Source organism: Kosakonia sp. MH5, from assembly GCF_009935945.1.
In the GTDB taxonomy this organism is placed as follows: domain Bacteria; phylum Pseudomonadota; class Gammaproteobacteria; order Enterobacterales; family Enterobacteriaceae; genus Kosakonia; species Kosakonia radicincitans.
Map to the genome: position 1 here is coordinate 369,271 of NZ_QODH01000003.1, position 21,170 is coordinate 390,440.

General features: G+C 45.9%; 20 protein-coding genes. 6 read left to right on the forward strand and 14 right to left on the reverse strand.

Annotated elements, in window-relative coordinates; all coding sequences use genetic code 11:
- The 11 genes from yjeJ to DK872_RS11635 all read right to left on the reverse strand — a co-directional run.
- Positions 1-831: YjeJ family protein (yjeJ, locus tag DK872_RS11585; protein WP_161518376.1), on the reverse strand; the 831-nt coding region annotated here is incomplete at its 3' end.
- Between the two features lie 13 nt (positions 832-844).
- Entirely contained in the window at positions 845-2,959 is a 2,115-nt protein-coding gene (locus DK872_RS11590; protein ID WP_071921383.1) for a peptidase domain-containing ABC transporter, read from the reverse strand.
- Positions 2,952-4,235: an HlyD family secretion protein gene (locus DK872_RS11595; RefSeq protein WP_035889616.1), complete on the reverse strand. Its 1,284-nt coding sequence runs from the start codon at positions 4,233-4,235 to the stop codon at positions 2,952-2,954. Before DK872_RS11595 ends, DK872_RS11590 begins: the two co-directional genes overlap by 8 nt.
- Positions 4,236-4,302: 67 nt before the next feature.
- The gene (locus tag DK872_RS11600; RefSeq protein WP_035889618.1) at positions 4,303-4,644 is read right to left on the reverse strand and encodes a hypothetical protein; all 342 of its coding nucleotides are present in this window, start codon (positions 4,642-4,644) and stop codon (positions 4,303-4,305) included.
- 227 nt (positions 4,645-4,871) lie between these two features.
- Positions 4,872-5,837: a fimbrial protein gene (locus DK872_RS11605; RefSeq protein ID WP_007370275.1), complete on the reverse strand. Its 966-nt coding sequence runs from the start codon at positions 5,835-5,837 to the stop codon at positions 4,872-4,874.
- Between the two features lie 21 nt (positions 5,838-5,858).
- The gene (locus DK872_RS11610) at positions 5,859-8,432 is read right to left on the reverse strand and encodes a fimbria/pilus outer membrane usher protein (RefSeq protein WP_161518377.1); all 2,574 of its coding nucleotides are present in this window, start codon (positions 8,430-8,432) and stop codon (positions 5,859-5,861) included.
- A gap of 20 nt (positions 8,433-8,452) precedes the next feature.
- The gene (locus DK872_RS11615) at positions 8,453-9,124 is read right to left on the reverse strand and encodes a molecular chaperone (protein WP_107147143.1); all 672 of its coding nucleotides are present in this window, start codon (positions 9,122-9,124) and stop codon (positions 8,453-8,455) included.
- Positions 9,125-9,180: 56 nt separating this feature from the next.
- A complete protein-coding gene (locus DK872_RS11620) occupies positions 9,181-9,738 on the reverse strand; it encodes a fimbrial protein (RefSeq protein ID WP_007370279.1) in 558 nt (185 codons plus the stop codon).
- 771 nt (positions 9,739-10,509) lie between these two features.
- A complete protein-coding gene (locus DK872_RS11625) occupies positions 10,510-11,652 on the reverse strand; it encodes an ABC transporter permease (protein ID WP_071921381.1) in 1,143 nt (380 codons plus the stop codon).
- The gene (locus DK872_RS11630) at positions 11,649-12,560 is read right to left on the reverse strand and encodes an ABC transporter ATP-binding protein (protein WP_007370281.1); all 912 of its coding nucleotides are present in this window, start codon (positions 12,558-12,560) and stop codon (positions 11,649-11,651) included. The genes DK872_RS11625 and DK872_RS11630 overlap by 4 nt, the downstream gene beginning before the upstream one ends.
- Positions 12,557-13,513, reverse strand: coding sequence for an HlyD family secretion protein (locus DK872_RS11635; protein WP_083566031.1), 957 nt, complete (start codon positions 13,511-13,513; stop codon positions 12,557-12,559). Before DK872_RS11635 ends, DK872_RS11630 begins: the two co-directional genes overlap by 4 nt.
- A 965-nt stretch (positions 13,514-14,478) precedes the next feature.
- Between DK872_RS11635 and DK872_RS11640 the strand changes: the two genes are divergently transcribed.
- From DK872_RS11640 to DK872_RS11655, 4 genes are read left to right on the forward strand one after another with little or no spacing between them, the layout of a single operon-like run.
- Positions 14,479-15,372: an oxidoreductase gene (locus tag DK872_RS11640; RefSeq protein ID WP_007370284.1), complete on the forward strand. Its 894-nt coding sequence runs from the start codon at positions 14,479-14,481 to the stop codon at positions 15,370-15,372.
- Positions 15,373-15,402: 30 nt separating this feature from the next.
- Positions 15,403-15,915, forward strand: a complete 513-nt coding sequence (locus DK872_RS11645) for an ATP-binding protein (protein WP_035887586.1) — start codon at positions 15,403-15,405, stop codon at positions 15,913-15,915.
- 38 nt (positions 15,916-15,953) lie between these two features.
- Complete coding sequence (gene yjdI, locus DK872_RS11650) at positions 15,954-16,184, forward strand: 4Fe-4S mono-cluster protein YjdI (protein ID WP_007370286.1); 231 nt, start codon at positions 15,954-15,956, stop codon at positions 16,182-16,184.
- A gap of 11 nt (positions 16,185-16,195) precedes the next feature.
- Positions 16,196-16,468 carry a GNAT family N-acetyltransferase gene (locus tag DK872_RS11655; protein WP_007370287.1) on the forward strand — a complete coding sequence of 91 codons (273 nt, stop codon included), beginning with the start codon at positions 16,196-16,198 and terminating at the stop codon, positions 16,466-16,468.
- A 39-nt stretch (positions 16,469-16,507) separates the two neighbouring features.
- On the opposite strand, the gene DK872_RS11660 is transcribed toward DK872_RS11655, so the two are convergent.
- The 3 genes from DK872_RS11660 to uxuA form a co-directional block, all read right to left on the reverse strand.
- Complete coding sequence (locus DK872_RS11660; protein ID WP_079517388.1) at positions 16,508-17,710, reverse strand: MFS transporter; 1,203 nt, start codon at positions 17,708-17,710, stop codon at positions 16,508-16,510.
- 194 nt (positions 17,711-17,904) lie between these two features.
- Positions 17,905-19,239 (reverse strand): gluconate:H+ symporter, encoded by a 1,335-nt coding sequence (locus DK872_RS11665; protein ID WP_161518378.1) that lies wholly within the window; start codon positions 19,237-19,239, stop codon positions 17,905-17,907.
- A 61-nt stretch (positions 19,240-19,300) separates the two neighbouring features.
- Positions 19,301-20,368: a mannonate dehydratase gene (gene uxuA, locus DK872_RS11670; protein ID WP_072439262.1), complete on the reverse strand. Its 1,068-nt coding sequence runs from the start codon at positions 20,366-20,368 to the stop codon at positions 19,301-19,303.
- Between the two features lie 386 nt (positions 20,369-20,754).
- On the opposite strand from uxuA, the gene cspA reads away from it, so the two are divergent.
- Both cspA and DK872_RS27330 read left to right on the forward strand, forming a co-directional pair.
- Positions 20,755-20,967, forward strand: a complete 213-nt coding sequence (cspA, locus tag DK872_RS11675) for an RNA chaperone/antiterminator CspA (protein WP_035887590.1) — start codon at positions 20,755-20,757, stop codon at positions 20,965-20,967.
- Between the two features lie 9 nt (positions 20,968-20,976).
- Positions 20,977-21,165, forward strand: coding sequence for a cold-shock protein (locus DK872_RS27330; protein WP_071532013.1), 189 nt, complete (start codon positions 20,977-20,979; stop codon positions 21,163-21,165).
- Positions 21,166-21,170 lie beyond the last annotated feature (5 nt).

The window sequence follows — 21,170 nt, forward strand, 5'->3', positions numbered from 1 at the left end:
CTGCTTCGTTGTCCGATGCTCTATATGCGCGCGTAATAGCGTTTCCGTACTCTCATCGCCCGCAGGTATATCCAGTCGGGTATGATCGATACTCATAGTGTGATTCTTATACGGCACGAGAATTTTATTATTATGCAATAAAATTTGTGCAATGAATTCAATACGGCCTGCCGGGAATACAGGTTCTGCTTTAATGATCGCGCCACAGGCAATTGTGCCATCAGGCTGGATAAATAAAATAGAATGAAATGTGTCGAAAATCTCTGATTTCCAGTCTGGTGCCGAAAATTGATTGTAATCGATCCCTTTATTTTCATCCTTATTAAAGGTGGTGACATAAAACGGGATAAAGTCATTCATAGTCAAACACAGTGCCATTAATTGCTCGTTACCCGCATTCTGGATAGTGTTTGTCAGCAGACTGAGAACATATTCTATTTGCGTATAGTCTAAGACCAGTAACAGATTTTCACCATTCTGTAATAAAAATAAGAAATTAATTCTGTCCTGCCGCTGCCTGAGCACAAAATTCGTTACGCAACGTTCAGCACTGGTGCTTTGTACCTCATCGAGAGAAATTGCTGGAACATGGGTGCTCAATGTTTGTGAGTGAGCGTTCACCTGCTCACGAATCTGGTCTGGCGATTGTTGGTAGAGCCGATGCAAAGAGCGGTAACAGCTAAACAGAGCAAACATCACCTCCTGCAACTGATTAGGTGGCAGTAAAAGTAACTGCTCGCTATCGGTAGAATCAATCACTTTCAGCGCAATTACAGGTACACCATCTGCCGAGTTGATAACTCCCGTGTTTATTCCCTTTAACATATTCATTTATCATTCTCCTTTATAGCGATGATATTTTGGAAAGATCAATAACCCTGTCTGCACAGGCAATAGTAGACGGACGGTGAGCCACAATAATGCGCGTAATATTTAATGACTCAATCGCGTTGTTAATCATTCTTTCATTATTTGCATCAAGGTGGCTGGTGGCCTCATCCATAAATAAAATATTAGGTTTCTGATAAAGTGCACGAGCGATCAATAAACGTTGTTTCTGACCACCAGAGATGCCACTGCCTAATTCACCGATAATCGTCTCGTAACCCATTGGCATGCGCATGATCTCTTCATGGATATTGCACTTTATGGCACATTCAATAATCAGTTGCCGATCGGCATTATATTCAAAGCCGGAAATATTATCGGCAATAGAACCTGAAAAAAGGCGATCTTCCTGCAATACACAGGCAGTACAAGCGCGGTAATTATTTACACCGATTTTTTTGACGTCAAAATCACCGACGAAAATATCTCCCTGATCGGGTGTAAGCAGGCCGGACATCACTTTCAGCAGAGTGGTTTTACCAATTCCGGAGGCACCCGTTAATGCCACGGATTCGCCTGCGGCGACGGTAATATTCACATTGGAAAACACCGGCCTGGTCAGTTTGTCATATTGATACGACAAATTCTGCACCTGCAGCGGGACGCCAGCGCTGTCCTCGAAAACTTTCCGCGGCGGTGATTCCGCTTCCGGTTTGCTGAAGATAATTTCTGAAATACGCTCGTTATGCAGCGACAGCATCTTGAACTGCATTGCCAGGTCAATAAGCGATGAGGCGCGCTGGGCAAACTGGCCACGATAGGCGTTAAACGCCATAAACATACCGATGGTCATGGTGTTATCCATTACCATCAATGCGCCAAGCCACAGAATGACTACCTGATCGACAGAGTTGATAAAAGTATTGATACCGCCGAATAACATATCAAAGCGCGTCTGCCTCAGGCTGGCGTTGCTGACGTCGATATTGGTATTAAGCCAGTGCTGAGAGCGGCGGTTTTTAAGGTTCAGCGATTTTATAGTCGCAATACCGTACAGCGTCTCCATAAAATGGGAACCCGAACGCGCGCGTTTAACGATCAGCTCTTCGCTGATCGTACGGTAAAATTTGTAAGTGATAATACGCATTGCCGCGTAACACACGGTAAAGCCGAGCACGACCCAGACCAACCAGCCACCGTACAGACTCATCATAATCAGCACGCCCACGGTCATAATGGAGTCGATTGTTCCCATCACAATGTTATTTGTGAAGGTGGCGCGGATGGTATCCAGAGAAGAAAATCGTGACTGGATATCGCCCAGATTGCGCTTTTCAAAAAAGGCGAGCGGCAAACTCAACAGATGATCAAAAAAGCTGGTCTTCCACTGTATATCGGTTAGCGTATTCAGCTTCAGAGATACCCATGCCCTTATCATGCTGACTGCGGTCTTGAATAGGGTAAAAAACAGCAGCCCGGCGCAGATCACCAGCAGCAGGTTGTTGTCATGGGCGGTGATAACGTGGTCGGTGACCAGCTGCGTGCCCATTGGCATGAGAAGGTTGACCGCCTCAATGACAATGGAAAGCATAAAGATTTTACTCAGCGCCGATTTCAGGCCAACAATATTGCGCATTAAATCCAGTAAGTTGAGCCGCGAGCGCTGTTTTTCCTGTGTAAAATGGCTGTCGGGCCACGCTTCGAGGGCGATGCCGCTGAAATTCTCAGACATCTCTTTCTGATGAATAACGCGCCGACCCATTGCCGGGTCGTTAATCACGAAACGTTTGCCTTTTATCGCGACCAGTACCACAAAGTGATTCAATGACCAGTGCAGGACACAAGGAAGGCGTAGCTCTTTTATTTCATCCATGTCGAGTGAGAGGGCGCGTGTTTTCAACCCTGTCGTCTGCGCAACCTGGTTAAGATCGGTTAACGTTGCCCCTTGCGCGGGCGAACCATAGCGATTGCGAAAATTAAAGAGATCGATGTTTTTACCGTAGTAACCGCAGATCATGGATAAACAAGCATTGCCGCACTCTGCCGCTTCAGACTGAATAATAACGGGTACTTTATTTCTAATGGAGAAATTGATTCTTTTAAATATAGTATCAATAATTGCTTTATTCATTTTTTGGCCCTGTCAAACTCTGTGCAACTTTATACGCGGGCGAGAACAGCCACTGATAAAGTGGTCTTTCTTCCATGAAGACAATACTTTTGGCTTTCAGGCCATTTGATAATGCTAGTTTTTTATTTTTATAAATAAATTCATTTTCTTTGATATCTATTATTGCTTTGTAAAGTGTAAGCTGTGAATTGGTGTTGGTCTGGCCTGCGCTATATTCAGACAGTTCTCGCCGTGTTGCCGGTATGGATGATATTGATTTTATCTTTCCAGAGAACTGTCCAAATTTATCTGAAGGGAATGCATCATAGCGGATATTCACAGTGTCGCCGATTTTCACATAAGGCAGGCTGTTATCGGGAAGCCATAATAATAAGTAGTACTTAATATCTGTTAATTGTTTGATCTGGGCCAGACTGCTTCCTGCATCAACCATTTGGCCAGGAGTAACAGCAATGGACTCCACTCTGCCAGCAATGGTCGATTTTACCAGAATTTTTCCATTAGCATTCGTTTCAATAAGCTGAGACTGGAAATCACTCAACTGGTTATATTGCGATGCAATCTGGTTATCCAGTTCTGCAGATTTAACCGTAATATCACTGCGCGACTGGGTGAGTTGTAGTTCAAGCTGCATTTTCTGCGTCGATAATGACTGAAAGGCATTCTGCTGCTGCACATAAAGTGAATGCTGGTTATTGTACTGATCTTTGTTAATGAGCCCTTTCTTCAGGTACTGATTATAGTTCTGAAGCGCGCTCTCCATTTTCGTTAAACCCTGCTTCGCCGTAGTTAGCAGCCCATCAGTTTCCGCAAGTGAACGCTCATAACGCTGGATTTGCCGTTTTGTTGTAGCGATAAAATCATCTTTGTTCACTTTCAGTTTATTGATGATTTCTTCGGCATTGGCAATTTTAGCCTTTATCATCGAAATATTCGTATCGGATACATTACCCGCATTGGTGCTTTTAGATACATCCAGTTCAAAAAGCATATCGCCTTTTTTAACCGTATCACCAACCTGAATAAATTGTTGAGATATAAAACCCATCTGCGGTGATGAAATATTTAATGGATGGGGGAGGGTAATCACTTCACCTACAACATCGATGCGTTGTGTGAATTTAAAGAAGCAAAGCATGACGATAAGAATCGCCATAAAAGCGATGCAGCACGCTGAAATAATAAAAGGTGATACGCCTTTAAATAAAATGACCTTGCCTTTCCAGTAACTTCGTTGGTGATCGACGGCTTCTTGTCTGAATAATTTTTGGCCCATTGGCATATTACCTGGAGGTTAAAAAAGGCCCGAACATGTCGGGCCTGGATTCAGGATTAAAACTTAATCACGGAACAAAAGTACCGCTGAAAAGACCATCCAGGAATTTTTTAGAATATTCCCAGGTTTTGTCGAAACCTACAATCGTTGCGCCAACTGCACATGAAATGCTACCGATAATACCTGCGCCAATCATACCAACACCCTGTCCGATTGAACCAATACCCAGCAGACCGCCGCCGTCACCACCATGTTTACCACCAATGGCGGCACCACCAGCAAAACCCATAGCTGCGCCCATAGCTGCGCTTGCAATGGCTTCAACAGTGTTACTAAAAATAGAAGTCCAGTTATTCCAGGAATAAGCCCCAGACACATTATTCATGTCTTGAACAGATAATGTTTTCATAGTTTACCTTAAGTGTGTTTTCAGATAATTGTAGTATTGCAAATTTTTCAACTGACAAAATTCAGCGTTCGGTAATGAGTCCCGTGCTGATAGTCGTTATTTTCAGAATGTCATATCTTAAAAACAACTTAAATTTTGTGAAATCCAGCCATTTAATATTTAATGAAGTCTCTGAAAATACTTGTTGTTAAATAACATGTGTGTTGTTTAAGACTTTAAAAAAGAGGCTAACGCTCGTTAATTGTAATAGTCATCCCTGCATTAGCCTGGCCTGGTGTAATCATGGATGAGATTTTTTTGTACCTTGCAGCGAGTGAGATATAAATTTCTGTTTCGTTGTTCAAGTGATATTTAGTTTCTTTTGCAAATTTTAATGGTACGTGGCTATAGGCATCAACAATCTCTACTGCAACACCTGTCGCCGGATTGGCAACGTTTGAATCGATGTTTAATAGACCATCACCGCTGCTGCCATGGAGCGCATCAAACTGGACATATGCAGGAACAGAATCCGCCTGGCAGGTGAGTGTTAATGTAAAAGGAACATCTTTAGATGTTGGATTTATATCACGCAAATTAAGTTTTCCCAGGTTAATCGTGCGATTATAGCTGCCATCAATAGTGCAACTTTTAAATTTTAATGTTGAACTGTAGGCAGAAACTGTCATAACAGTTACCCCGTCCATCGAATATGTTGCTACAGGACCATTGGGCATACTTCCGGAGCCAATCTTACCAACTTTAATAAAGTCAATGCGCGTGTAACTGTTACTTGTCCAGTCTGAGGTTTGTGGTGCTGTAGGCCAGGCTTTATTGGGAACAACTCTGTTAGGTTGGTAGAGATCGCTGATCTGAATACCAAGCCCCTCTACACCCGTCGAATAAATATTCCCTCTTGTATTGCTACCAATAATCGTCGAGTATGCCGGGCCCATTGATGAAATATAGGGGCGTTGTGCAGTGGAATTGCAACTCCATTTCCTTCCCGAAGTATCTATATTGCGGGTCCATAATATTTCCCCTATGGGGGCATTCGGATCAATGGCAATTAAGGGACTATTCAGACGGTACTCGAGCTTATTGCCTTCCACTCCCATGCCAGAAGCTATGGCTCTACATCCAACAGCCCAGGACGAAGCAGAATGGAATAGTGATAACATCACTACGGATGTGATAAAAATATATCTCTTCATATATTAACTTTCCTGAAATACTTACTGGCAGATAGCCTCAACTTGCTGGATGCCAGTTGGTGGCGTAGGGGTGTCACGGAAATCGTAAGAAGCTTTGCACTGTTTATTGGCTTCATTGCCCCATTTTGCGAGAAGAGAACCTTGTTCGCTCAGACCAGTTAAATAGACTTGCCCATCTTCACCCACGAAGTTGGACTCGTTATTTTCTGCGTCCTGTAGCGTTACTGTCGCACCGAAGGGGAGAATTTTTCCTGAACGGTCCAGTAATCTGATGAATCCTTTTATCCCCACTTTGCCGGCAAAACTTGAACGCACAACCGCCCCGCGCGTCGGTACAACCGTTGCAGTGTTGCTGTTCAGTTCCATGTTATCGGGAAGCGTCTCGCTGTTAAGTACAATATCGTTCAGGCGATACGGGGTAACATACGGCACCACGGTATAACCCCGGAAATCTGTCTTCACGCCGGTATGATTTGACACACTGGTTCCCGCTGCTCCCGGTGCTTCAACCAGAGCCACGCTTTCCCCAAGCGACTGACTTAACGTCAGGCCGCGTTCATGGACAACCATTCCCCCTGAAGCGCCATAGCTGAAGCGGCGTGACTGCTGGCTGTAACCATAAGAGGAAACCAGTTCGCCATACGTTCCCTGCCAGGAGAGATCGAGGTTGCCGCTGGCATTCGATTTATTCCCATAGCCCTGCTGGATGCTCCAGTTGAGGTTATTCTCTTCAAGCGCGGTACCGGCCAGACCAGCCATAAACGAGGCCTCACCAGGCCTGGCGATATTCATGTTATTAAAGGCATAGAGACTATGATTTGTGTGCAGCCACTGATCGAAAGGAAGACTAACCGTCAGGCTAATTATCTGATCATTGTACGTTTTCTCGAAATGCCCTCTGTTCTGTATGGATCGCACGTAGCTATAGTTCAGGCTGTAGCTAATGTTGTTCCAGCTATTGCTGTAGCTGGTACTGATCGATCTGTTTTGCCGGTTATTATCCCAGTAATCTTCAACGACCCCGCCTACGGAAACGTAGCCAAGGCGATCGCCAATGTTCTGGTTGATATTCATTTCGGTGCGGTTTCTGACACGATACATCTGATATCTGCGGTGATCATCGCGGTACGTATTCAGCACATCAGCGAGCGTATAGAAACCAGAGGTTGAGTATCGATAACCCGCAATAGCGAAATTAGTACCTGTCTGGGTAACATTTTTGCTATAGCGAATACGCCAGGATTGGCCATCACTTTTATCGGTATCCTGTTTTTTTGACCACGCCTGCGTCACGTCAACTGATACTGCGCCAATTTTTCCCATATTTTTCCCAATACCGGTAGCCAGAGCCTGATATTTCGACGCAGCCTGAATCCCGCCGTAGAGGGTGGCATTAAACGGTAGACCATAGCTGGCGTTGGCCTGTGTAAAGGGCGTTTTAGCAATACTGTTGTCATAGGTGCGATAAACACCAGAGGTCAGGCTGTACTTGAGACTGCCTTCCCGGCGCATGATGGGTAGCGAGGCGTAAGGCACCGTGAAGATTTGCTGACTACCATCGGACTCCTGGACGGTAACTTGTAAATCGCCATTAGAGTTCGTTTGGTACAAATCATCAATTTCAAATGCACCAGGAGAAACATAAGTTTCATAAATCTGGTAACCGTTTTGTCGAATAACAATTTTGGCATTACTTTTAGCAATACCCCGGATGATTGGAGCATAGCCAGTAACGTTTTCGGGAGACATTGTCTCGTCTGTTGCCAGTTGCATACCCGTAAAACCAACGCTGTCGAAAATATCCCCGGGTGACGTACTCTGTCCTAAAACGAGAGAGCTACGTAACGGAATAATATCGCGCTGCGCGTAGGTATAAATGTTATCCCACGAATCATTATTTCGATAATTATCGGTTGTTCTTGACCAGGTAGAATAATGACGTAAACGCCATGCTCCAATATTCAGACCTGGCCGCAGGTTCAGATGGTAACTATCCTGTCTGGCAGAGGTTTGCCTGGAACTTGTCTGGCTGGCCAGAAATTTATAATTTAGCAGAAATGCCGGAATCCCCTGATCAAATTGTTCAGGAGGAACAATATTCAGGTTTTTACGGACTAATGCGGCTTGAGGTATGCTTAAATTAAGACGTTGGTGTTCCGTATCATACTGTGCCGTAGCTTCTGGAATAAGTGAAAGAATATCACAACGCTGAGGGTCTTTTGCCAGCCATGCATTCTGCTTGATGTAATTTCCATTTAAACCTAATGAAATCAATTTTTGCAGATTAAGGCAAGGAGACAGCTCAATAGCATCGCTTGTTTCATCTTTCTGGGCCCTGAATTCAACGTCACTTGTTTCAATTGCTTTACCATTTAACCAAATGTCAACACGGTAGGTACCAGGGATCTGGCGCAATCCCATGTCAAAATAAGAGAGGTCGCCGACTTCATTTTGCTGATCGCTATTTTTTAAAAATTCAGGGTTGAAGAAGCTTTTGGCTGCGACACAATCTGAAAAAAAAAATGACACAAGAGTAACGCGAATCAACAGGCTTAACCCCGTCTTATAATTGGCGCTGAAAGACTCATCTTTCATTTTTATAACCTCATGTATTACTATAAGTTTTTCCTGTGGAGAGGGCCAGCCGAACCATAATCATTTATGATTTTCCAGCTAATTTGATTACCATTGATGGCACCAATATCAAACCAGGTATCTGTAAAAGGGGCTGCATAGTTTTTATCTTTCAGCTCAATGTCTTTATCATTGATTTTGATAAACATGAAATTCTGATAATACGGACCAGGATTTGTGACTTTTAATTTATTACCCGTTCTGCTCCAGATTAATTCCTCAGTTCGGTTCTCTGGTGTTTCTTTTTTCAAAGCTGTAGGGCGATAAATAAGTTTTAAACGATTGCGGATTGCAATCTGCAACGTGTTGCTGTCCGGCATGCCGCCTGGAATAGATTTTGCGTTAAGGAAAAAGAGCGATTCCCGGTCGACTGGGAGTTCTTTTACCAGTTTAAAAATACGTAACGCATTTTTTTTATCACCGTCAAGGCGAAATAATGGCGGAGTTACTAAAAAATCACCGGTTTTCACTCCATCCTGATTTTCAACCCAGGATTGAATGAGATAAGGCACTGACCCTTTATTTTCGATGTCGATGGAGACTTCTTTTTTCCCTTCTTCATAAATGATGCGCGTACCGCCAAGCACCACGCCAGCCTGTGCCGAAGCGCAGCAAAAAATAAGGGAAAGTGCATATGCAGATATTTTGAGCATGGTTAACATCTTTTAAAAAAGAGGCCTGTTCCCTCACGAGAACAGGCCAAAGGTGATTAGTAGTTAACGGTAAAGGTCGCAACAGAGTTAGCCGGACCGGTGGTTACCGTATTTTGAGTCTGGATGTATTTGGCGTAGAACGGCAGGGAGTTGGTGCTGCCTGCGCCAGTGTTGGTAATGGTGTACGGTGCGGAAGCTTTAGCCAGCTGGATAACATTACGATCTTTATCGTACAACTGGATGCCAACGCCGGTAGCGGAATTAGCGCCTGCGGTCAGAGCAAGTACAGTGTCGTCGCCATTTTCGTTCTGACCATCAAACTTGAAGGTTACAGACGTTATGGTAGACGGGCAGTCATCCATTTCGATGGTGAAGCCAGTGCTGCTTGCAGAACCGTCAACAGTTGAACCAACGCCTTTAAAGGAAGTTTTTACAACTTTACCCATATCAACGTCGCCAGTCGTAGCGCTTGAACCGTTAACGGAAGTGTTGCAACCTGCATCGGTAATTTCACCGGTAAAGTTAATTGTACCGTCAGCTGCACTTACAGAAGAAATAGAAGATAATGCCAGTACAACAAATGATGCCAGTGCGGTAGTTTTCAGATTTTTCATAACATAGTCCTTGTTTAATAAAGATGACGAATCTAATGATTATCATCAGGTATATAAAAGATATATTTGTGTAGCGCGTCAGAGATAATCGCAGGCTGTTTTATCATTTTTATTGTCGCATTCTTTTATGCGGCATTATGATTTGCAGCTACGATATTTTACATTTCGAAGAATCATCTCGTGATTGCAGTGAGAATTCTATATGCAGTTTTTTATATTGCAAAGATGTCTTTTCTTAGTTGTTCTATTTTTAAGAAAATTATTATCTGGTCACAATTGTCTGTATTGGTTCTTATCTAAAAAATATCTTCATTTTCAATGGCTAGATTAAGTTGTGGAGGGGGCGTGCAGGATTTTTTATACGTGTGTTTTATATTTATTTAAGGTCATTTCATAATGGTTTACGAACTAAATATTACTTTTTGTTTGGTTATTATAGTGAATGGTATTCTTTGGCGGAAAATATTAATGCACCAAATTATAGTGTCTTGCAGAAGATGATTTTTTTTTGACTGGGGTAATTTTGATTTGCGGCTATTCATAGTTTGTTAAAAAGGCAAGTGATGAAGTTCGTGTGATAACTGAAGAGGTGATAAGTGTGATTTGATTGCCTGATATAGAAGGGAGGCTGGACGAGTGCCAGGCATCCGATAAGTATTTTCATAACGGATGCTTGAGTTATTTTCTGCATTATTGACTGGCGTGCTCAACACACAACCATATTATGGACGGGGAAAAATAAGAGCAGATAATGCGTTTACGAATGATGATCTAGAGCTTTTTAACCACACGATGAAAAAGAATGCAACAGAGTAACGATAAGAATACGGTAAGAAATAACAGCGACATGAAATCAGGTGACATTTCATTCAGAGCGTAACCCTTCAGCATAATCCCTCTGACAAGGCGTAAAAAATATGTGAGCGGAAGCACTGAACCCAACAGTTGCGACCAGAAAGGCATGCCATAGAACGTGTTCATGAAACCGGAAAGCATGGTTGATAATAAAAAGTAAAATGAAGCCAGTTGCATCACCTGGAGCTGACTTTTCGTGACCGTAGAAAATATGACGCCGATTGCCAGACAGAGAATGATGAAGATCGTTAGCAGCAATGCCAGGGAAATAAACGATCCCATGATCGGAACATCCATGACATAAACCGCCATCATAACGATAAACGCAGCTTGTAACAGACCAACACAAAAATAGGGGAAAACCTTACCCAGCATGATTTCCCATGCGGTGACTGGCGAATTGATGATGTGCATGATGGAGTCTTTCTCTCTTTCACGAATGATGGAAAGACTGGTCATCAGAATCAGGATCATGGAGAGTATGACCCCCGCAAGCCCTGGTACAATATTTAGACGGGTTATTCCCTCCGGGTTATAGAGTTTATGCACTACAACATCGACCAACTGTATGTTCTCTTTTTGCAGACCCGGTAAGTTTTTCGTATCGTGTCTGAACACATCGTTAAGCAATGTTGTCAGTGCCTGTGTAGCGTTTGCTGTGGCAGCGGGATCGCTGGCATCGGTCTGGACTAACAGCTGTGGCTTCCTGGCGGCGATGAGATCTCTGGAAAACCCGGCTGGAATAATGACGACCAACTGCACTGCACCTTCACGAAATAGCTTATCGGCCTCTTGCTCACTGGTAACCCGCTGGATGGCAAAATAATCCGTATTGGTCATCCCGGTTACCAGCGTACGGCTGAAGGAAGAGACGTCGTGATCGATCAGCGCGGTGCGTACAAATTTAGGGTCAGTATTTACCGAAAAACCAATAATACAGAGGTTGATTAACGGAATCGCAAAGATCATCAGCAAGCTGACCTTATCGCGGCGTAGCTCGAAGAGCTCTTTCACGATAATTGCCATGACGCGCTCGTATATCAATTTTAATTTATTCATATTGGTACAGCCTGTTTCATCAAATGTGCGAACGAATCTTCAAGTGTGGTGGCAGTTTTTTCAACGTGGTAGTTATCGGGCAAGGCGCCAACAATAGTATTAAGTGTGTTGCTCTGTTTGCTGGTAACAAACAGCGTGTTGCTGAAGATCACTGTCTGTTCGATCTCGTCGATATCGCTGAAGCGGTATTCCAGATCGTGCAGATTCGGACCTTTAATAGCGAATGTTGTCAGCCCCTGGGATTGAATAATGCTTTCGGCCGAACCAGAAGCCAGCAAATTACCATAGGACATCCACGCCAGATGGTTACAGCGTTCAGCCTCGTCCATATAGTGCGTGCTGACCAGAATCGTCATGCCTTTGCTGGAAAGATAATGCAAAATTTTCCAGAATTCCCGGCGGGCATAGGGATCGACACCCGCCGTCGGTTCATCCAGCAATATTATCTTCGGATCGTGCAAGATGCTGGCCGAGAGCGAGACGCGTTGTTTCCAGCCGCCGGATAAATGGTGCGTCAGAACATCCCGAAAGCGCTGTAGAGCAAATTCGTTAATAAGCTCTTCGACGCGTTTTATCGGTTGGGGAATATTCCGTATTTTGGCCAGAAATAGCAGGTTTTCCCGGACCGTAAGATTTTCCCACAGTGAGAAATACTGCGTCATATAACCGATCATCGGTTTAATGGACTCTCGCTGCTTAAAAATATCGAAATCAAAACAGCTACCTGAACCGCTGTCCGGCTTCAGTAGCCCGCACATCATGCGCATTGCTGTTGTTTTCCCGCTGCCATTTGGCCCGAGAAAACCGGTGATTTTACCGGTAGGGATATTCAGCGTGAGATCTTTCACGACATGCCTGGAGCCGAATGACTTATTCACGTTCTGAAGTTTGATGCAATAATCCATCATAATATGACCTCGACGGGCTGACCCGGATGGAGCTTTTCATCCGGTTCGATCGGCATCGCTTCGATCATAAAGACCATTCGCTCTTTGTGCGCAGAGGTGAAAATAACCGGTGGCGTGAATTCGGCTTTGGGCGAAATATAGGTCACTTTTGCTGGCACCGGTTCTTCACGGCCTTCGATTTTGACTGCGATTAGCATACCCTGCGCGATTTTATAAAGCTGAGGGTTGCGGACAAAAAAGCGGATTTTAATGGTATCTTCCGGCAGTAATGAGATGAGTGGCGCGCCAGGTGAGGCCACTTCGCCAGTGTGATACATAATGTCGTAAACCTTGGCGCTACCGGTGCTGCGTAAAATGCGTTTGTTCAGCGCGATTTGGCTCTGTTTGACCTGTAATAAAGAACTTTCCACTCTGGCCTTTTGAGCCTCAATTTGATCGACGCGCGAAGGCAGGGATTTATTTTTCAGTTGGGAGGTCAATTCCTGCACTCTGTCCCATTTCATTTTGTTATCTGCCTCGGACTGCTCAAGTTCCTGCTCGGACACGTAGCCTTTGGATTGCAGCTTCTGGTAGCGGCCAAATTTCGAACGGGACACTTCGGCGTCATGCTGCGCCTGTGAGAGCTGTGCTTTCAGAATTTCCAGTTCGGTATCGCGACCGCCTTTACCCAGATCGGCCAGAGTCGAGACCTCGCTTGCATGCGTTTGATTCGCTATTTCGACCTGTTTTTTTTCATAATCATCATCCAGAACAATCAACGTTTGTCCTGCAGCTACATTTTGGCCACGCTTAACCATCACTTTTGAAATCAGCGCGGAACTTTCAGACGAAATATAGACGAATTCACCTTCAATATACCCTTGCAGATTTTTTTTATTTTCATCACGGCAACCAGTGATAAAAACCAATGCCATACAATATATGGCGGTCATTTTATGAGAAAAAAGTTTCATAGCATTAATTATTTCATAAATTCAGTAAATGTTAGGTGTATTATTCAGACTGGTAATGTTATTCGATTTTTTTCAGATGCTGCGGGCCAGTCTGAGTTATTCATCGCTTCAATTAATATAGATTCCGAATCAAGGTCGGGAGCGTGAGCGTCGATACTCAATAAAAGTGAGCCACTCTACGTTCCATCAATCCGTAACAAAGGTTGTTCGTGGGAACATAAAACCCCAGGTTGTCAGCGAAACCATCATCCGTATTATTGTCATGCTTTGTTAACATTATCAGTGTGTTATAAAATAATGCGCTGTTTCTTCTTCTCCGTGATCTTTGTAATTGAATACTCCCACAAATATCTTCCTTGTCAAATGTCAATAGGGACAAGCTCTGTTTTCGACATCAATAAAAACAGAGTAGTAACAATTTAGCTGTTGCAATACCAGGATGATATTACAGGCGGAGTAACGAGATCAATTAAATTAAACTTCATTCACAGCATTTACAGACATACTGGAATGATGCGCAGATGTTTATTATGACGTTTTTTCTATCATGATTTTATATAGTTACGAATATTTTACAAATCTAAACTGATATGATTTTTTAAATGGTTCTTAATTATTTGTCTGTAATTGGTTATGAGGTTTTAAGAACTAATAATTAAGATTTTTTCGAGCAAATGAATGGGTAATAAATACGAATATGTTGTTGACGCTTTTCTCTCTATCCTGTCATGAGCCCATTGCTGACCACAGGCCTTTGACGCGTTATCGAAACAAGGGGCGGCTGAGAGCATCTGGCGTAAACTTGTAAAAAAGTTGTATTAGATTAAGCGTATTCATAACCACCAGACAATGCCGATTTGAGCGTGATAAGCAGAGCATCTGTCACCGCGTTGATTGCCGGTGGTATTGTTTTTCATCCTTTTATACAGACGCAAGGGCAGTGAAAGATCATCTGGAGGAAGTTCATGATTTCTGAAAATCCTAAAGTGGCCCTCATTGGGCCGGGGGCCATCGGAACGACTGTGGTTGCGGCCCTGCACGAAGTAGGTCGAACTCCTGTAATTTGTGGACGTACGGCGTATCCTCAGCTCGAATTACGTTTTGACGAGGGGCGCATTATTGTGCCGGGCCCGGTGTTGACCGAGCCTGCCGAAATCAAACAGCCGTTTGATCTGGTGTTTGTCGCAGTGAAGACAACGCAACTGGACGCCACCGCGGCCTGGCTGAATGTTTTGTGCGACGAGCATACGGTGGTTTGCGTGTTACAAAATGGCGTTGAGCAGAAATTACAATTTGCCGCTTATGTTGCAGGTGCGACGATTCTGCCATCAGTGGTATGGTTTCCTGCGCAGCGAGAACCCGATGCTTCTGTCTGGCTGCGTGCTAAGCCGCGCCTGACATTGCCTGATACGCCAGCGGCCCAACGTGTGGTCGAGGTGTTGCAGGGCACGCGCTGTGAAGTCGATCTCGCTGCTGATTTCACCTCTATTGCATGGCGCAAGTTGTTGCAGAATGCGGTTGCGGGCTTGATGGTGCTGTCAGGGCGTCGCGCCGGAATGTTTTCACGCTCCGATATCACAGAGGTGGCATTAGCTTATTTACGCGAATGTCTTGCGGTGGCGCGTGCGGAAGGTGCGGTATTAAGTGATGACGTGCCGCAGGAGATCGTTGATGTTTTTCATCGTGCACCGGCGGATCTGGGTACCTCTATTCTCGCTGACCGCCAGGCCGGACGAGTGCTTGAGTGGGATATCCGTAACGGCGTTATACAGCGGTACGGGCGGAAGCAGGGTATTCCAACGCCGTTAAGCGATCTGATTGTGCCGTTGCTTGCGGCGGCCAGCGACGGGCCAGGTTGATAAAAGTCGCGTATATATAAAGGAGAAACGATGGCGCATTCTGCACCAACTCTGCATATCCTGTGCGGCAAAATTGCGTCCGGTAAATCAACGCTTGCCGCTGAGCTGGCAAAAACACCGGGCACCGTGCTCTTAAGTGAAGATCGCTGGCTGGCGTTGCTGTTTAAGGATGTGATGAGCAGCGTAGGGGACTACGTTCACTACTCGGAAAAACTCAGGAGCGCTATCGGTCCGCATACCGTTGCACTGCTTAAAGCGGGTGTCAGCGTCGTGCTGGATTTTCCTGCTAATACGCTTGCCAGTCGCCAGTGGATGATGTCTTTGATTCACACTTCGGGCGCAGCGCATTGCCTGCACTATTTGCCGGTGGCTGACGAGGAGTGCAAAGCGCGATTGCGGCGGCGGAATGCGGTGGGTAACCATGATTTTGCTGCTTCTGATGCACAGTTTGAAGCGATCACCCGCTACTTTGTTGAGCCGGGTGCTGAAGAAGGATTTCATATCTTGCGTCACGATATTCACAATCCCGTAACAAGGTTATGATGTCTTCAACACCCGATAAAAACAGCGGAGGCAATGTCGTGGATAAAGATCTACTGGACGCGGGTTATCGCGTGTATACCGGTGAAAAAATTGATGTTTACTTCAATACGGCCATTTGTAAGCACTCAGGAAACTGTGTACGCGGTAATGCGAAGCTTTTTAACCTGAAACGTAAACCGTGGATCATTCCGGACGAAGTGGATGTTGAGACGGTGATCAACGTGATTGATACCTGCCCAAGCGGTGCGCTCAAATACCGCCATAACTGAGTGAGAAAAAGATGGAAATACTGGAAGGTCACAACAAATTTTACGTCAACGACGCCCAGGGCGTTCAGGTTGCCGAGATTGTATTTGTGCCGACGGGCGAACATCTCAGTATTATTGAACACACTGATGTTGATCCCAGCCTGAAAGGGCAAGGCGTGGGTAAACAGCTTGTGGCGCGCGTGGTGGAAAAAATGCGGGCCGAGAACCGTAAAATTATTCCGCTGTGCCCGTTTGCCAAACACGAGTTTGATAACACTCGTGAATATGACGATATCCGCGCATAAAAATGTGCACCGGTGTTAGCCGGTGCACACCCTTCATCGTTACCGTCGGTAGCGAATCAGTACGGCCATTACCAGCACCAGCGCCATAAACGACACACTGTATAACGCTTGTGCTGCCCCCCATTTTTCGGACAAAAACGCCGCCGTCAGCGTTGCCAGAGCCGCACTCATCGCCTGCCAGCGCCACGCTTTTGCGCTGGCGGCAGAGACCGACTCTTCCGGGAATGTATGCAACAAACTGAAGGTTCCAAGAGCGAATACGACATTCGACGCCAGATGCGCCAGAAAGATCATCACCAGCGCAGCAGCCGTCCATGCCGATAATCCCGGCAACAGACAATAGGCGGCAAGAAAAGCCAGCAGGCAACAGAGCAGATAACGATTACTTGCGGCGTACTGTTCCAGCCGGTTGGCCTTCAGCAGTAGTGGACCGCACAGTTGCCCCAGGCTGCGGGCAAAAATTAGCGGCAGCGCCAGCCCGGCGGCGGTATCTGGCTGAATTTGCTGTATCAGCGCGGGCAAGAGTGCCATCGCAGGCGCGCCAACGGCGGCAAGAGCAGGCAACATAACCAGGCTTCGTTGCTGCAAGGTGGATAACCTGCTCCAGCTCACTTTGTGACGCATCTCTTCTGCATCCCCCGGGGGCAACCGTAAATAGCGAGAGGTGATACCTAACAGTGCGATCGCCAACACAAAACTTGTGGCATCGATGCCGAGCAGGACGAGCGGCGACATTTTGCCGAACAGCAAAACGCCAATCCCGGTTCCGAGCAGAACCTGCGCGGCGAAGATCACGGTCTCCATGCTGGTCGCCGCGGGCAGTTCCGCAGTACTTAAACCACGTTTGAACACCAGGCTCATGGCGGGCCAGGATAACCCGGCGACAAACGCTTCGATGGATTGCAAAGCCAGAAGCGCGGGGATGCTGTGTGCCAGCAGACCGTAAAGTGGTAGCAGTAAACCGGCCAGTCCCGCCAGCTCGCTTAGCAGCAGTAAACGCAGCGGTGAAACATGGCGGCATAAACGCTCGCCGAGGAGGCTGCCAAAAAAACCAGGCAGCGTCGCCAGCATATAGGTGAGCGTGAGCGTCGCTGGAGAGGCGTGCCAGCGCAGAAGCTGGCCCAGAATAATGGTCTGCGTCAGCCCATTACCGACAGAAGAGAAAATATACGCGCAGCCGAAAAGGCACAGCCAGCGGTGCAGGCGTAGTGCCTGCACTAATACCATCAATAACGTATTCATTGTTAACATCTCAGGCAAACAGAACTCTGCGTACAGCATGCGCTGCACGATGAAAAAAGTGTGTTTACAACGAGATGTCGTTACATTGGCTGGCCGGGTTGGATGTTATTGCTGATAAACGTAGCATCCCGAATGGCGAATGAGAAGGGCGGGTTATTGTGATGGGGACTTCCCTTTTCCCCTAAGTGCAAACGTCAGGCGATAAACAGGCTAAGCAGCAGCACCATGCCTAACCCGACAACCGAGTTAATCAGTTCCAGCAGCCCCCAGGTTTTAAAGGTATCTTTCATGGAGATGCCAAAGGTTTCTTTAAATAGCAGGAAGCCGCCGTCATACATCAGTGTAATGGTGTTACTGCCGCAGGCGACAGCCAGGCACATCAACGCCGGGTTTAAATGAAAAGCGCTGACCATCGGCGCGACGATGCCTGCGGAGGTAATCGCCGCAACGGCACCTTGCCCGGTCAGAATACGGATGATGGCCGTGATGATCCACGCTACGATAAACGGTGACAGCGGGACGTTACTCATAATGTCCACGATATGATTGCCAACGCCGGAAACCACAATCACCTGCTTCAGGATCCCTCCGGCGCTAATCACAAACAGGACGTTGGCAATTTTAGCAATCGCATCGCTGACGCAATGGGTTACTCCGTCCGGCGTCATGCCGCGCTTAATGCCGAGAAACCAGATTGCCGCAAGCGTTGCAAGCAGCATACTGATTTCCGCGCTGCCGAAAAAAGCACAGACCTTTACCAGCTCCGAGCCAGCGGGCATCAGACCTTTTACCAGCGAGGCCACAATCATCAGTACCGCCGGGATCAGCGGAATCAAAATACTGATGCTAAACGGCGGCAGATCCTGGGTTGTTTTTTCCTCCACGGGCTTTAGCAGTGAATTTAGCGGGATCGTTTTGATTCCCGGTAAATATTTCGGCAATAAAATACCTGCACAAAACAGCGCCGGAATAATGACCAGGATGCCATACAGATAGACCTGCACAATATCGGCATTAAACGCACTGATCAGCGCGACCGGTCCTGGCTGCGGTGGGAACAAACTGTGCCCCATGGTTGCGCCGACCACCGTTGGCACAACCAGTTTCATATAGGGGATATGGGCTTTTTTGGCGATGTTTAATACCAGCGGCATGGCAATCAGGAAGGCGACTTCATAAAACATGGCGATGCCGAAAATCACGCCAATAAACATCAAACCGACGGTGAGGAAACGTGTGCCGCAGTGCTCAATAACACTATCGGCAATCCTCTGGCTGGCACCGGATTCGGTCATAAATTTACCGATAATCGCGCCGAACAAAATAATAAGTGCAAGATGGCCGAGAATACTGCCCAGACCGTCCTGAACGACAGACACAATTTTATCGAGTGGAATACCTTCCATGATTGCGACAAATATACCTGCAATCAGTAGCGCGAAAATATTGTGAAATTTGTATTTCAGGTTCATAAGAACCAGAAGTGCAATACCTACCAGCACCCAGAATAAGGCTAACAGCGGGGACATAGAGAATACCTTACGGATTGGCTATCAAGAAAAGCCGGTGGAACCACCGGCCCGAATAAAATTAGTTTTGTTTTTCGAGTGCTTCCCAGAGCCCGTGTAAATAGGTTACGCCGAGCGCCCGATCGTAAAGACCGTAGCCTGGCCGACCGGTTTCGCCCCAGATGAAACGCCCGTGATCCGGACGGATGTAACCGTCAAACCCGTTGTCATGCAAGGCTTTCATGACCTCGTACATATCCAGCGAACCGTAGCGGGATAAGTGCGCGGATTCATAGAAATCTTTATCTTTAATCAGTTTGATATTGCGCACGTGCGCAAAGTGGATACGTTTTCGGCGTGTAAATTCGGCCAGGATTTGGCACACGTTATTTTCGGGATCCTCGGCAATCGAACCGGTACATAAAGTAATACCGTTGGCTTCAGAATCGACTGCATTACAAATCCAGTCGAGATCGTCACGATTTTTAACGATGCGCGGAAGACCAAAAATAGAATACGGCGGATCGTCCGGGTGAATCGCCATTTTAATACCGACTTCTTCACAGACCGGAATAACGCGCTCAAGGAAGTAAACCAGGTTTTCACGTAATTTCTGGTCATCAACATCTTTATATTTGGCAAACAGCTCTTGTACTTTCGCCAGACGTTCTGGTTCCCAACCTGGAAGCGCAAAGCCGTTGGAATTTTCCAGCACCTCTTTAACCACTTCATCCAGCGTTTTATCGATGCCTTTCTTTTCGAACGCCATCGTCAGCGAGCCGTCCGGCAATACGTAATTCATCTCGGTCTTCATCCAGTCAAAAACCGGCATAAAGTTGTAGCAGATGACTTTTAGCCCTACTTCTGCAAGGTTGCGGATGGTTTGCTGGTAATTGGCAATCAGCCGATCGCGGCTGGGGAGACCGATCTTAATATCGTCATGAATATTAACGCTTTCAATGACTTCCATCTTAAGCCCGGCATCACGGATTTGCCCGGCAAGCGCGTTGATTTTCTCTTTTGGCCATACTTCACCTACCGGCACATCGTACAACGCTCCTACTACTCCTTCGACGCCCGGTACCTGGCGGATATATTCCAGTGGGATTTTGTCTTCAACTGGCCCAAACCAGCGCATTGTCATTTGCATGCTCATTGCACCTCTAAAAGAAAACACTCAACTACCATACTAGTATTTATAGTAACGTTTGCCTGTGCCTGGTTTTGCGATCGGCTTCACACATAAGCCGTTTGGTTTGCGGTTGCTGGCAAGAGAGTGCCCGATGTGTTTGGTTATGTTGGTGAAAAAGGGCGCTGACAAATTTTTTAAAATTAACGCTTGCGAAATAAGTGCAGCCATGAGTTAATGCGTCGTCGGTTTGATAAATCATTATCTCCAGTAGTTCACTAAAGTCTTTCTCATCTCTAAGTACCTCCTTGCTACTTCTTTTTGGGTCTTCGCTTTACACTCTGATAAAAAATAATGTCTCAGACCATTACTGCCGTATTCGGCGAACAAAAAAGAAGGTAACAAGCATGTCTACTAAAATGAACGGTATCGTTAAATGGTTCAACGCTGAGAAAGGCTTCGGTTTCATTACTCCGAAAGATGGCAGCAAAGATGTATTCGTACATTTCTCTGCTATCCAGAGCAATGCGTACCGTACTCTTGAAGAAAATCAAGAGGTTGAATTTACTATCGAAAACGGCCCGAAAGGTCCGGCTGCGGCCAACGTGGTTCCGCGCTAAGGATTTACCATTACGAATCGTATCCATTTTCGCTGCCCGTGCTGCCACGGGTCGCAATACCGAATTTCCAGTTTTGATGTCACTGAGAAAAACCCGGTCGGTGCTAAATGTATTTTTTGCAAATCTGCAATGAACACATTTGATAATATCGCCGCGTTTTTCCAGGCCGGTTCGAATACTGTCGAATTCCGTAAATAAAAAAA

What these genes read in the sequence shown, in the direction of transcription:
- DK872_RS11590 (WP_071921383.1), bottom strand. Translation starts at nt 2,959, where the DNA reads ATGAATAAAGCAATTATTGATACTATATTTAAAAGAATCAATTTCTCC.
- DK872_RS11595 (WP_035889616.1), bottom strand. Translation starts at nt 4,235, where the DNA reads ATGGGCCAAAAATTATTCAGACAAGAAGCCGTCGATCACCAACGAAGT.
- DK872_RS11600 (WP_035889618.1), bottom strand. Translation starts at nt 4,644, where the DNA reads ATGAAAACATTATCTGTTCAAGACATGAATAATGTGTCTGGGGCTTAT.
- DK872_RS11605 (WP_007370275.1), bottom strand. Translation starts at nt 5,837, where the DNA reads ATGAAGAGATATATTTTTATCACATCCGTAGTGATGTTATCACTATTC.
- DK872_RS11610 (WP_161518377.1), bottom strand. Translation starts at nt 8,432, where the DNA reads ATGAAAGATGAGTCTTTCAGCGCCAATTATAAGACGGGGTTAAGCCTG.
- DK872_RS11615 (WP_107147143.1), bottom strand. Translation starts at nt 9,124, where the DNA reads ATGCTCAAAATATCTGCATATGCACTTTCCCTTATTTTTTGCTGCGCT.
- DK872_RS11620 (WP_007370279.1), bottom strand. Translation starts at nt 9,738, where the DNA reads ATGAAAAATCTGAAAACTACCGCACTGGCATCATTTGTTGTACTGGCA.
- DK872_RS11625 (WP_071921381.1), bottom strand. Translation starts at nt 11,652, where the DNA reads ATGAATAAATTAAAATTGATATACGAGCGCGTCATGGCAATTATCGTG.
- DK872_RS11630 (WP_007370281.1), bottom strand. Translation starts at nt 12,560, where the DNA reads ATGATGGATTATTGCATCAAACTTCAGAACGTGAATAAGTCATTCGGC.
- DK872_RS11635 (WP_083566031.1), bottom strand. Translation starts at nt 13,513, where the DNA reads ATGAAACTTTTTTCTCATAAAATGACCGCCATATATTGTATGGCATTG.
- DK872_RS11640 (WP_007370284.1), top strand. Translation starts at nt 14,479, where the DNA reads ATGATTTCTGAAAATCCTAAAGTGGCCCTCATTGGGCCGGGGGCCATC.
- DK872_RS11645 (WP_035887586.1), top strand. Translation starts at nt 15,403, where the DNA reads ATGGCGCATTCTGCACCAACTCTGCATATCCTGTGCGGCAAAATTGCG.
- DK872_RS11655 (WP_007370287.1), top strand. Translation starts at nt 16,196, where the DNA reads ATGGAAATACTGGAAGGTCACAACAAATTTTACGTCAACGACGCCCAG.
- DK872_RS11660 (WP_079517388.1), bottom strand. Translation starts at nt 17,710, where the DNA reads ATGAATACGTTATTGATGGTATTAGTGCAGGCACTACGCCTGCACCGC.
- DK872_RS11665 (WP_161518378.1), bottom strand. Translation starts at nt 19,239, where the DNA reads ATGTCCCCGCTGTTAGCCTTATTCTGGGTGCTGGTAGGTATTGCACTT.
- uxuA (WP_072439262.1), bottom strand. Translation starts at nt 20,368, where the DNA reads ATGCAAATGACAATGCGCTGGTTTGGGCCAGTTGAAGACAAAATCCCA.
- cspA (WP_035887590.1), top strand. Translation starts at nt 20,755, where the DNA reads ATGTCTACTAAAATGAACGGTATCGTTAAATGGTTCAACGCTGAGAAA.